The sequence below is a fragment of the Sandarakinorhabdus cyanobacteriorum genome (genome assembly GCF_002251755.1).
Lineage (GTDB): Bacteria > Pseudomonadota > Alphaproteobacteria > Sphingomonadales > Sphingomonadaceae > Sandarakinorhabdus > Sandarakinorhabdus cyanobacteriorum.
Genome location: NZ_NOXT01000047.1, coordinates 1 through 12190 on the forward strand (window position 1 = coordinate 1; position 12190 = coordinate 12190).

The following is a 12190-nucleotide window of genomic DNA, read 5'->3' on the forward strand; positions in this document are numbered from 1 at the left end:
TGATCGTCGCGTAGTTCTCACCTTGATCGTCGCGCTACACCGCGGCTTTGAACCGTCTTGAGTGCCGCCAGCAATATCGGTTTGTCTATGTCAGTGATCGGCAGAGCACCCAGGGTTGGAAACAGGTCCCGTTCGAGGCTCGTAATGACGTCGCTGGCATGCACAGGCTTCCAACGAGCTAGCTGTTCGGCGTACCAATCACGTGCCACCTTCTCGAACGTGTGACGGTGCCGGGCAACATTGGCCAGCTTGCGCTTCCGGGCTTCCACCGAAGGATCCCGCCCCTCACGCAGCAGTTTCCGAGCATCGTCACGAAGGGAGCGTGCATCGACGAGGCTGATGTCGGGATATGCGCCAAACACCAGGCGCTTTTCCTTCCCATCAAAACGATATTTCAAGCGCCAGCTCTTGTGGCCCTTGGTGGTCACGAACAGGTAAAGGCCGCCAGAATCAGAGAGTTTGTAATCAGTCTCGGCGGCTTTCGCAGCCCGAATGGCCTTGTCCGTCAGCATGCCCCCAAACCTCCAGTCCGATGCCCCCATCATGCCCCCAGGATGCCCCGGCAGCGACTGGAACAGGCTGGCGCATATTGGACGCCTATTCCCTGCAATGTCTAGAGATATAAGCGTTTTCTAGAATGAGCTGGAACCCCTTGGAAGGGAATTTGGCGGTGGGAGCGGAGCCGGATTCCGACCTTCTCTGGGGCGTAACCTATTGATTATTATATTACGACTGTGAGTTCGAATCCCATTCGAGACCGGTTAAACATCGTTCTCGGGCACGACCCCGACTCTTTTCCTTGCCCGAACGACACATGCTCGCCTACACCTCAATAGGCCCACTAATTGGATGGGTTTGGAATCTGATTCGAGGGCGGCCATGGGGGAAGGCAAACCAAGTCTACGATGGAGCGTGGAGCAAAAGCTCCAGTTCATCGAGTTCCGCCTTTTCTGGGAAGGTCACGTCAATAGAGCCGACCTAATGGACACGTTCGGTGTCTCGCTGAACCAGGCATCGGGGGACCTCAACCGCTACATCGCTCTCGCACCCGACAACATGGTCTACGACAAGAGCGGCAAGACCTATGTCCGTTCACCAGCTTTCAGCCCCCACTTCATGAAACCTGACGCCACCCAATATCTCGCTCAGGTGCGCTCTGTTGCTGAAGGGATTGTCGCTCCGGAAGATGCCTGGATCGGCAACCTGCCGACTTTCGATGCTACACCCGCGCCTGCCCGGGGTATCGATCCAGCTGTGCTACGTTCGATAGTTATCGCTATTCGGCGGCGTGAAGCCGTTGAGGTTCGCTATCAGTCGATGTCGTCCCCAGATCCCGAGTGGCGCTGGATCGCGCCGCATGCGTTGGCATTTGATGGCTTCCGCTGGCACACCCGTTCGTTTTGCGAAAAGAGCAATGAATACCGCGATTTCGTAATCTCGCGCATTGTTGAAACCAGACAGAGCCGTCCTGCTGGGATCATTTCGGCTGCCGATACTGCCTGGCATGAAATCGTAGAACTTGAGATCGGGCCGCATCCCGAACTCAGCGCCAATCAAAGACGGGTCATTGAGCTCGACTATGGCATGCAGGACGGCCGTACGAAAATTCCTGTGCGGCGCGCCCTTCTCTACTACGCCCTGAAGCGTCTGGGCCTAGACACGGACCCTGCGGCTAGGCCACCACATGATCAACAGATCGTACTGCTAAATAACGAGGAAGTCGTGAGATCAAAGAATTGGCAAACTTCGTTCAGCAACGACGGAAAGTCTGAAACGCTTCAGACTGGCGCGACTAGACAACAGGTTGAGAGGTAATCATGAGTTCCGGATACAACATACCTCTGGTGACATCTATCTGCGACATCAGCCCGGACGTGTTCTCTATGAGCCGGTCCGAGCAGGTCGAACACCTCTCATCGATCAGCGACGCGGATATTTCGACTGCGCGTGCCTTCTACGCTCGCAACCACGTCACTAGCGGGATGTCCGAGTTCCTGCGTGGCGCCCTGCGGCGCCTGTCCGGTCAGAGCCAGCAGGCGGTCTTCGAGCTTCGTCAGGCGATGGGGGGCGGTAAGACCCACAACATGATAGCCCTCGGCCTCTTGGCCCGGTTCCCGGAGCTGAAGGATCAGCTTCCGGACGCAATCACGGCCGGGATGGGCGACGAGCCTGCTGTGATCGCCACCGTCAACGGGCGGGACGTTCAGAACTTCATTTGGGGGGACATCGCTGAGCAGCTTGGCCAGGCGGAGGCGTTCCGGGACCACTGGGTTAACGGGCCGAAGGAAATGAACGAGGGGGACTGGATCCGGCTTATAGGGGACCGGCCCACCTTGATTATGCTCGACGAACTCCCGCCGTACCTCGCCATGGCGCACACCAAAACGATCGGTCAGGGGACCCTGCTCGACCTACTGAAATACTCGATCGCCAATCTCTTCTCCGCCGCGATGAAGCTCAAGCGCTGCGTGGTCGTAGTCGCCTCCCTCGACGCCGCCTATGACGAAGCGCGCCGGATCCTAGGCGGGCAGCTAGCAGACCTCCAGAAGGAGACGAGCCGCGGCGCGAAGTCTATCACCCCGGTCGACCTGAACACGGGCGAGATCTACGATATCCTGCGCAAGCGCCTCTTCACCCGGCTCCCGGACCCGGACGGGGCGGAGGTGGACCGGGTGGCGCAGGCCTATCTCGCCACCTACCAGGAGGCGATCAGGGGGCGGGCGCTCGCAAAATCCGCCGAGCAGATGGCGGACGAGATCGTCGCTTCCTACCCGTTTCACCCGAGCTATAAGGACATTCTCTCCCTCTTCAAGGAGAACGAGAAGTTCCGTCAGACCCGGGGCCTGATTCAGTTCACCGCAAACCTGATGCGCGGGGTCTGGGGGGGGAAGGTCCAAGAGGAGGTGTTCCTGATCGGGGCGCAGTTCCTCGACTTCTCTGACCAAGAAACACGAGATCAAGTGAAGGAGATCGAGCGGTCGCTCGAGTCTGCCCTCGCCAGCGACGTATATGACACAGACGGGTCCGCTCATGCGCAGGGGATCGACGGGGATCGGAACGACCGCGCCGCTTCGCAGGTGGCGACCCTCCTGTTCATCTCGTCGCTGTCGGACAACACCGACGGAATCCGGGGCCTGCCGCGCGAAACTGTCGTGGAGTACCTGGTCTCTCCCGGGCAAGAGCCGACCCGGTTCATCGAGGCGTTCGACCAACTCCGGGACCGGTGTTGGTACCTGCATAACCGTGACGGGGACCGGTGGTACTTTTCGGACATAGCCAACGTCCGCAAACAGATCGAGGACAAAGTCGGGAAGATCCCGCAGGACCGGGTCGACGAAGAGATGCGCCGCCGTCTCACGGATATCTTCCGTCCCGTTAACAAGCTCGCCTACTCCGAGCTGGTCGTCCTGCCGCGGGTCGATGACGTAAACCTCTCTCCGTCTAAGCGGACCTGTCTGGTCCTCTCTCCCGACGCGAAGTCCCCGCCCGCTGCGGCAGCGCGGTTCTTCGACGACGTCGTCTACAAGAACGCGTTCTGCGTGGTCGCCGGGGACGGGTCGAAGATGGCCAGCGCGGAGGACAGCGTCCGCCGCCTCCTCGCGATCGCTGCCGTAAAGACGATAGTGGCGGACACCCCCCGGCACCAGCGGGAGATCGAGGCGGAGCAGGAGACGACCGAGATCGGGTTCAACTCCACCGTCAAGAGCCTATTCAACGCTGTCTGGTACCCGCAGACAAAGGAACTGAAGAGCGCCCGGATCGACCTCGGCCACTTCCAGGAGCGGGGAGTGATCCAAGGGGAGAAGGCTGTTGAGGCGGCCCTCGCGGGGGGAGGTGCAAAGAAGCTCGTCGAGCTGGACCCTGAGAAAATGGACGGGCTGATCCAGCGCTGCGAGGACCAGCTCATTCCGGAGAACCAGTCGCGCACCCGCTGGTCGGACGTGCTGGAGCGGGCCGCGTCGAACCCTCGCTGGATCTGGCTTCCCCCGAAGGGGATGGAGGAGATCAAGGCAGCCGCCCTCGCGGAGGGTCGCTGGGTCGAGGAGAACGGCTACGTCGACAAGAGCCCGCCCCCGCCCCAGCCCTTGGTCAGGGTCACCCGGATCGGCGGGGACGAGACGACTGGGGAGAGCGAGTTGGAGCTCGCCGTCTCGAATGCCGGACGGGCACCCGAGGTGCTGGTCGCCCTGACCCGGGAGGGGCTGGAAGCGGGTGAGATCATCACGGACCGGACCTTCCGGACAACGGAGGTCGAGCTCTGGTTCCAGGCCCGTAACCCGGAAACGGGCGAGGTGAGCGAGCCCTACCGGTGGGCCGGGTCCATCACGATCACCCATGAGCGGCGCGATAACGCCGGCATGTGGCAGGTGACCCTCGCGGCGCGTCCCGAAGCGGAGCTGCGCTGGAACACCTCGGGCATCAACCCGAAAGACGGGGCGGTCTATGATGGGGGAGCGATCGAGATCGACGGGCGGCAAAAGACCACCCTGTACGTCTACGCGGTCAAGGGGGGCGTGTCAGCGCAGCGGACCTTCACCTTCGACGCGGTCGGCGCACAGCGAACCATCAACAACGAGCGCCCCGCCAAGGCGAAACGGGACTTTCAGTTTGCCACCAAGGGGGAGGTTCTCAGGGTCGTCCGGGCCGCGAAGGGGAAGGAGAGCGTCCGGTTCCACGGGGTCAGCGTCACCGTTGGCGAGGGAGAGCGGAGCCTCCGGGTCCGTAGCGGCGGGGACGTCGCCCTGTCGGGTGCGGACATCGAGACGATGATCGAGGGGCTGCGCGGTGCGCTTGGGCAGGCGGACGCGGAGGTGCAACTCCGGTTTCGGGAGGCGGACTTCCCGGATGGGTACGCCCTAAAGGACTTTGCGACCCAAGTCGGGATCGACATCCCGGTTGAGGACGTGGAGCAGGAGGGCTGATGGCGGAGAAGGTGATCACCCACGGGTTCGGGGTCCCTAATGACCCGCTACCGCACCAGTTCTTGGTCCGGATCCCAGCCGGCCGCACGGACACAGTCGAGGTCTGGGAGGACTTCGGCGCGGCTGGGGTTGGGACCGCTGCGCAGCGGCTCTGCCGGGCCGCAGTGCAGCGCGACACCTGGCGCCAAGTGGCGGAGGGAGTAAAGGCCCACCTAAACCGGCGCTTGAAAGGGAAGGACCTTAAGGCGTCCCGGTTCAATACGGGGGACAACCGGGTCGAGCGGATCCTCGGACGAGAGCTATGCGTGCTCGCGTGGGCGATTGAGGATGCCACCCCGGACGAGGCAGCGATCGCCTTCACCCGCTGGTCCTCGCACCGGCCAGAAGAGCTCTGGTGGCTCTTCCAGCAGATAGACCGCGACGGGGGAGAGTGGGACAGCCCCAAGACCGGATGGCGGATCGCAATCCGCCATGCCCTGATCCGGGACGGGGAGGAGGCGCCGAAGACGCCCCGCCGCCCGCGCCCGGCGGATCCGGCCGAGAAGACCCCTGACCTGTTCAGCAAGTTCTGAGGATTGATGATGACCATGACCGCCACCGAGAAATCCGCTGTTGTGCCGTTCAGCCTGCGGGACGCCCCGTCCCTGATCGAGCGGGCCTGGCCGACAGCGAAGATCTCGGCGGAGACCCAGAAGGAGCGGAAGGCGGTTCAAGGGCAAACCTTGACCGGGCTCGGCTCCTACTGGAAGGGGAGAAAGCCCCTAATCCTAACTCGGGCTTGCATTCTGGCCGCCCTGATGCCTGCAACCGATGATCTGGAACGGGACGTCGAAATCTTCGAGAAGCTGATGGGGATGGCGGACGAAACGTTCGGTCGTCGGTATGAGGGCGGGCCGACCGCCTTCGTGAAGATGTTCCCGGACCACGCACTTGAGGTGGCCGAGGATACAGGGCGTTCCTGGGTATGGCGCGATGATCTTGATCCGCGCGAACGTCAGCGTCGGATCGCGCGCGCCTTCATCGACCTTCCTTACGGACAGCGCCTTGAGAAGGTCAAACGTCCTGAGGAGCTGGCGGAGCGAGACCTTCTGGATGGGATCTGGGCTGAAGTGAATGCCCATCTGGGTACGCAGGCCCGCTCAATTTCGGAACTGGTTGAACAGCTTGGTATCATGCGGTTTGGGCGGCGTCCCTTGTTGGCCGACACCTTTTCCGGATCCGGATCGATTCCCTTCGAGGCGGCAAGGATCGGCTGTGATGTTATCGCATCAGACCTGAACCCGATCGCCTGCATGTTGAGTTGGGCCAGCTTCAACATCGTCGGCGCCAGCCCTGAGCGACATGCGGAGATCGTGCGCGAAATGCGCCAAATCGCCAACCGCGTGGACGAGACGATCACGGACATGGGGATCGAACTTGATGCCGAAGAGAACCGGGCCAAACTCTATCTTTACTGTGTCGAGGTCCGTTGTCCCCGGACGGGCTGGATGGTTCCTGTTTCCCCCACTTGGATGATCTCCAAGAAGCGAAACACGATCGCCCGGCTCATCCCCGACCACGCGAACAAGCGTTATGAGATCGAGATCCTGAACGGGGTCACGGATGAGGAGGTCGAAGCGGCGGAGGTCGGAACGCTCCGGAGCGGGCGCCTCTTCCATCCGATGCTTAACGATGACCTCGGCATCTCAATGAAGGAAATCCGGGGGGACTTCCGGGACGATGATGGCGCGAGCGGGAACCGGCTTCGGCCTTGGGAGATGGATGATGTCCGACCCCGTCCGGACGACATCTTCCAGGAACGCCTCTATGCGATCCAGTGGATGGACGGGAAAGACATCAAGAAGGGGAAAGGAAACCCTCGGACCTGGTTCGCCTCCGTGACACCTGAAGACCTCGCACGGGAGGAGGAGGTCGCCGCGTATGTCGAGCAGCATCTCTCAGACTGGCAGCGGAACGGGTTCGTGCCGGACATGGAAATTGAACCCGGAAACAACAACAGTCAGCCTATCCGTGAACGGGGGTGGTCATATTGGCATCAGCTATTCTGCCCAAGGCAGATCCTTTTTACGGCGCTCACACAATCTGAGGCCCGAAACTCTCCAGAAGGGCGCGTGTTTGTTGCGAAGTTTATCGATTGGAATTCAAAACTCTGTCGGTACGGCACTGGCGCCGCCCGAGAGTCGGTTGCGCAGACATTTTACAATCAGGCTCTGAACACCTTCCCCAACTACGGAGTGCGGTCATTCGGTTTTGCGCGATCCTATCTTGAGGATGTTCCCGGAGACGCGCCTCTTGGTGGAATGGCGGTGATAAGAAACTTGGCGGCGGCTCAGGTGTCAGAACTGGCTGACATTTTTCTTACTGATCCGCCCTATGCAGATGCCGTCAACTATGACGAAATTACTGAATTCTTCATCGCATGGCTCCGGAAGAACCCGCCCGCCCCGTTCGATCAGTGGATCTGGGACTCTCGGCGGAACCTCGCCATTAAGGGCGAAGGTCAGTCCTTCAAGGCGGCGATGATCGACGCCTACGGCGCGATGACCGAGCACATGTCCGACAACGGACTCCAGATTGTCCAGTTCACCCATCAAGACGCCAAGACCTGGTCCGACATGGCCCAGATCTTCTGGGGCGCTGGTCTCCAGGTCGTCCAGGATTGGTATGTCTCCACCGAGACGATAACCGAGCTAAAGAAGGGTGGATACGTCCAGGGGACCCACATGATAGTCCTCAGGAAGCGCCAGGGCGAGCAATCCGGCTACCAGGACGAGATTGTTCATGAGATCCGGGACGAGGTAGAGCGCCAGATCAGGGACATGATCGGGCTCAATGACCAGATGGACGCGGCGCGCGGCGAGAACATCTTCAATGACGCTGACCTCCAGATGGCAGGCTACGCAGCCGCGCTCCGGGTCCTGACCGCCTACACCAAGATTGACGGGGTCGACATGACCCGGGAGGCGCTGCGCCCCCGCAAGAAGGGAGAAAAGACTCTGGTCGACGAGCTAACCGAGTTCGCGGTCCAGACCGCCAACGAATTCTTGGTCCCGGATGGGCTGGAGCGGGAGCTGTGGCTTGAACTCAACGGGTCGGAACGGTTCTACCTCAAGATGATGGACATCGAAGAGGTCGGCGAGGCGAAGCTCGACCAGTTCCAGAACTTTGCCAAGGCGTTCCGGGTTGGGGACTACGATGACCTGATGGCTTCCAAGACACCGAACAACGCGAAGCTGAAAACCGCCAAGGGTCTCGGCCGCGGCGCCATGGCCGAGGGGGTCCAGTTTGGCCGGGACAGCATCGTCCGGCTCGCCCTGCGCGCAATCTGGCGCGTGGGGAAGGAGGACGAGGTGGAGGACGTGCTTGACGAGCTGCGCGACCTGATCCCGGACTACCTGCGCAAGCGGGACGTGCTCCGCCAGATCGTGGCCTACGTTGCCGCGAAGCGGGAGCGGACGGACCCGGCAGAGGCGAGCGCAGCTCGCATCCTCGGGACCGCGATCCAAACGGAGCGGATCTAATGAGAAGACGCGCCCGTGCCTGACCTGATCTCCCGCTTTTCCTCGCGCAGCCACCGTCTCTCCCACGTCTTCTTGAAAGACCGGCTGAAGGGGGCAGAGACTTATGACCGCATCGCTGGGTATTTCCGCTCCTCCATTTTCGACCTGATCCACGAGGAGATCAGCACGATCGGTCGGGTCCGGATCGTCTGCAACGCGGACTTGGACCCGCGTGACCTGACCGCGGCCACGCTCAGTCAAAAGGCGCGCGACCAGGCGCAGGTCGAGCGGTGGCACGAGCAAGGGAACGAGGTTGACGCACTCTTGGAGCGGCCCCGCTGGCGGCGCCTGCACGAGCTATTGACGGCCGGTAACGTAGAGATCCGGGTCGTCTCGCGTGATAACGCCCCATTCCTGCACGGGAAGGCGGGGGTAATAACCCGCCCCGACGGGACCACCTCTAGCTTCATTGGGTCCATCAACGAGACGGCGAACGGGTGGGCGCAGTCCTACGAGATGATCTGGGAGGACCCGTCCCCGGAAGCTGCCGCCTGGGTCCGGTCCGAATTCGACTGGCTCTGGAGGAAGGGCGTGCCCCTCTCCCAGGCCGTGATCGACGAGATTGGCCGGACAGCCAAGAAGATAGAAGTTCAGGTGGAGGAGATGCAGTCCGACCCGGTCGGGCTGGCGAAATCGGTCACTGTGGAGAGCCCACTCGTCCGACGCGGCGAGGGGCTCGCACCGTGGCAGAAGGCGTTCGTGAAGATCTTCGTCGAGCATGACCAGAATTATGGGGCTGCCCGGCTCCTGCTCGCGGATGAGGTCGGGGTAGGTAAGACCCTCTCGATGGCGGCGACCGGGGCGCTCACCGTCCTGATGGGACATGGGCCCTTCCTGATCCTCTGTCCGGCGACCCTGACCCTCCAGTGGCAGATGGAACTCTGGGACAAGCTGGGGCTGCCTGCCTGCGTCTGGGCCCGGGCCCCGCAGCGGGGCTGGGTCGATCACCGGGGGCACGTTTATCGGTCCCGAGACCCGGAGGACGTGCTGCGCTGCCCATCCCAGATCGGGATCGTCTCGACTGGGCTACTGGTCCGGGGCGGACCCGAGGCGCAGGCACTCATGCGCGGCACCTACGGAATGATCGCGCTCGATGAGGGGCACAAGGCCAGAGTCAAGCGCGGGATCGGGATGGATGAGCCGGAGCCGGGCAAGCTCTACCGGGCCATGGAGCGGCTTGCCGACCGAACCCGGCACCTGGTGATCGGGACTGCGACCCCGATCCAGACGAACCGGGAGGAGATCTGGGACCTTATGAAGCTGCTCGCCTACGGGCAGGATCACGTCCTCGGCAGGCCGAGCGCGTCCCGCTGGTGGGACGCGGAGCAGGCGTTGGACCTGATCGCGGGCAAGACCAGCCTGCCGGACCCGGAAACCGCTTGGCCCTGGCTCCGCTCCCCGCTGCCGCATGCGCGCGAGGCGGCCGTGTTCCGGGGTATTCGGGAGGACCTGAAGGTCGCGGAGGATGACTTCTTCACGGACCGGGGGATCGCGGATCTGGACGAGTTCACGCGTGACGACCTGGAGGAGGTGCTTGAGCGGGGCGAGATAGCTCGGAAGCTTCCGTTCATTCGCTACCACAACCCGCTCGGCCGCCACGTAGTCCTGCGCCGGCGCAAAACGCTGGAGGAGGCGGGGCTAATGGACCGGATCGCAGTGAACATCCACCCGCGCCCTGGGGCAGCTCCAGGCGTGTTCGAGCGCGGTGCAGTCCGGACCCCGCACTTCTACGACCGGGCCTATGAGGAGGTAGGACTGTTCACGCGGGCGATGAAGGCGCGTCAGGCCGGGACCGGGTTCCTTGGCAACCTGATGATGCAGCGGATCTGCTCCTCCGTCGCCTCCGGGATGGCCACCGCGTCGAAGATGCTGGAACGCCGCCGCGAGGGGCTCCTTCTGGAGGAGTCCGAAGACCCTGACCTGCTGGAGGCAATCGAGGAGATGGGTGCGGAGGCCTACGCGTCCGCGGTGGATGTTGAGGCGCGGCACCTCGAGCGGGTCCTCGAAATCCTCAGCTCCGCCAAGCAGGAGGACCCCAAGGGGCGAGCCGTGCTGCATTACCTAGATCAGGAGGGGTGGCTCAAGCTCGGCTGCATCATTTTCTCCCAGTATTACGACACTGCCCGATGGGTTGGGGAGCTGATCAGCGCCACCCATCCGGGCGAGCCGGTCGCCGTCTACGCCGGGGTCGGCAAGTCCGGGGTCCTCCTCGACGGGGAGTGGCGGACCGTGGACCGGGAGGACATCAAACGAGGGGTGAAGGAGCGCAAGCTCCGGGTGGTTTGCGCGACCGACGCCGCTTGCGAAGGGCTGAACCTGCAGACGCTCGGGACGCTCATCAACGTAGACCTCCCCTGGAACCCGTCCCGGCTCGAGCAGCGGATCGGCCGGATCAAGCGGTACGGGCAACAGCGCCGCGAGGTGGACATGGCGAACCTGGTCTACGCCGGGACGATCGACGAGCGCGTCTACCAGCGGCTCTCCGAGCGAATGCAAGACCGCTACGACATCCTGGGCTCCCTGCCCGACACGATCGAGGACGAATGGATTGAAGACATTGAGCGGCTGGAGGAGGAACTAAAAAGCTTCACCAAGCCGGAGAGCCCTGCGGACGTATTTAGCCTCCGTTATGGAGACTTCCTGAACGTGGACGGGGATGACCTGGGCTGGGAGGTGTGGACCAAGGTCGTCGCCCGAAGAGATATCGAAGAACGCCTTATGAAGCCGTGGAATGGACGTGTAGGAGCCTCAGCATGACGAGACCCCGCTCCATCAACATCTTCCTGCTCGATGGTGATCCGGATGGTATCAGGGTCGCCCAGATTTCCATGTCCACTATCCAGGCGATCGCGTTCCGAAAACTGCAGATGAAGCAGGTGCGGGCCACGTTCCCCGAACTCGCGCGACCGGGCGTCTATCTCCTGCTGGGCTTTGATGAGGCGCAGCCAGATCGGCTCATGGCTTACATCGGTGAATCCGAGGGCGTGGCCAATCGGCTCCAATACCATGCCGGCAACGACAAAGGCATGGATAGCAAGCCCTTTTGGACTGAAACCATTGTCTTGGTCAGCAAGGACGAGAACCTCACCAAATCACATGCCCGGTATGTTGAAGCCAGGCTGATCGCTGACGCGGGGCAGAACCCACGTTGGACGCTGCTCAACTCCCAGAAGGCAAGCGAGGTCGGAAAGCTGCCACTGCCGGATCGGGCCGCCATGGAAGAGTTCATCGACCAAACCAAGACGCTGGTTGGCGCTCTCGGCTGCGATCTGTTCAAGGTCGTATCGGGCGACCTGACAAACGGTAACAAGCTGGAGATCCCCGCTTCAACCACAGCGCCCAATGTCGTTTTCGTTTATCGCGGACAAGGATTTGCCGCTCAGATGTCGATCACGGCCAGCAGCGAGTTCGTGGTGAAAAAGGGATCTATTGCCCGGGTCAAAACGACGAACACGATCCCCAAGGGGACTGTCGCCCTGCGCTCAGATCTGCTCGCTAAGGGCATTCTTGTGGAACAGAATGACGGCCTTCTGTTTACCTCGGACTACATCTTTTCGTCGGTTTCGGCCGCTGCCGCTACAGTGACCGGAGCCGCAGCAAACGGGCGAATTCTTTGGCGTTTGCCGGATGGTAGAACCTACGCTGAGTGGGAGGAGGCTGAAAATAGGGCTCTGTTGCAAAGATTGGCGGCAGTCAGAGGTAGGCTGT

At 62.0% G+C, this 12190-nt stretch carries 7 protein-coding genes; 6 read left to right on the plus strand and 1 reads right to left on the minus strand.

Features of this window, described 5'->3' with window-relative positions:
• Positions 1 to 17 precede the first annotated feature (17 nt).
• Positions 18 to 512: a tyrosine-type recombinase/integrase gene (locus CHU93_RS01055; protein WP_094472371.1), complete on the minus strand. Its 495-nt coding sequence runs from the start codon at positions 510 to 512 to the stop codon at positions 18 to 20.
• Positions 513 to 849: 337 nt separating this feature from the next.
• Between CHU93_RS01055 and CHU93_RS01060 the strand changes: the two genes are divergently transcribed.
• The 6 genes from CHU93_RS01060 to CHU93_RS01085 form a co-directional block, all read left to right on the plus strand.
• Positions 850 to 1815, plus strand: coding sequence for a BrxR family helix-turn-helix transcriptional regulator (locus tag CHU93_RS01060; RefSeq protein ID WP_243375052.1), 966 nt, complete (start codon positions 850 to 852; stop codon positions 1813 to 1815).
• Positions 1816 to 1817: 2 nt separating this feature from the next.
• Positions 1818 to 4922 carry an anti-phage-associated DUF499 domain-containing protein gene (locus CHU93_RS01065; RefSeq protein ID WP_094472367.1) on the plus strand — a complete coding sequence of 1035 codons (3105 nt, stop codon included), beginning with the start codon at positions 1818 to 1820 and terminating at the stop codon, positions 4920 to 4922.
• The gene (locus CHU93_RS01070; RefSeq protein ID WP_094472368.1) at positions 4922 to 5494 is read left to right on the plus strand and encodes an anti-phage-associated DUF3780 domain-containing protein; all 573 of its coding nucleotides are present in this window, start codon (positions 4922 to 4924) and stop codon (positions 5492 to 5494) included. Before CHU93_RS01065 ends, CHU93_RS01070 begins: the two co-directional genes overlap by 1 nt.
• A 15-nt stretch (positions 5495 to 5509) precedes the next feature.
• The gene (locus tag CHU93_RS01075) at positions 5510 to 8443 is read left to right on the plus strand and encodes an anti-phage-associated DUF1156 domain-containing protein (RefSeq protein WP_243375055.1); all 2934 of its coding nucleotides are present in this window, start codon (positions 5510 to 5512) and stop codon (positions 8441 to 8443) included.
• A gap of 15 nt (positions 8444 to 8458) precedes the next feature.
• A complete protein-coding gene (locus CHU93_RS01080; protein ID WP_094472369.1) occupies positions 8459 to 11239 on the plus strand; it encodes a phospholipase D-like domain-containing anti-phage protein in 2781 nt (926 codons plus the stop codon).
• The coding region (locus CHU93_RS01085; RefSeq protein WP_094472370.1) for a GIY-YIG nuclease family protein at positions 11236 to 12190 on the plus strand (955 nt) is incomplete at its 3' end. The genes CHU93_RS01080 and CHU93_RS01085, both read left to right, overlap by 4 nt.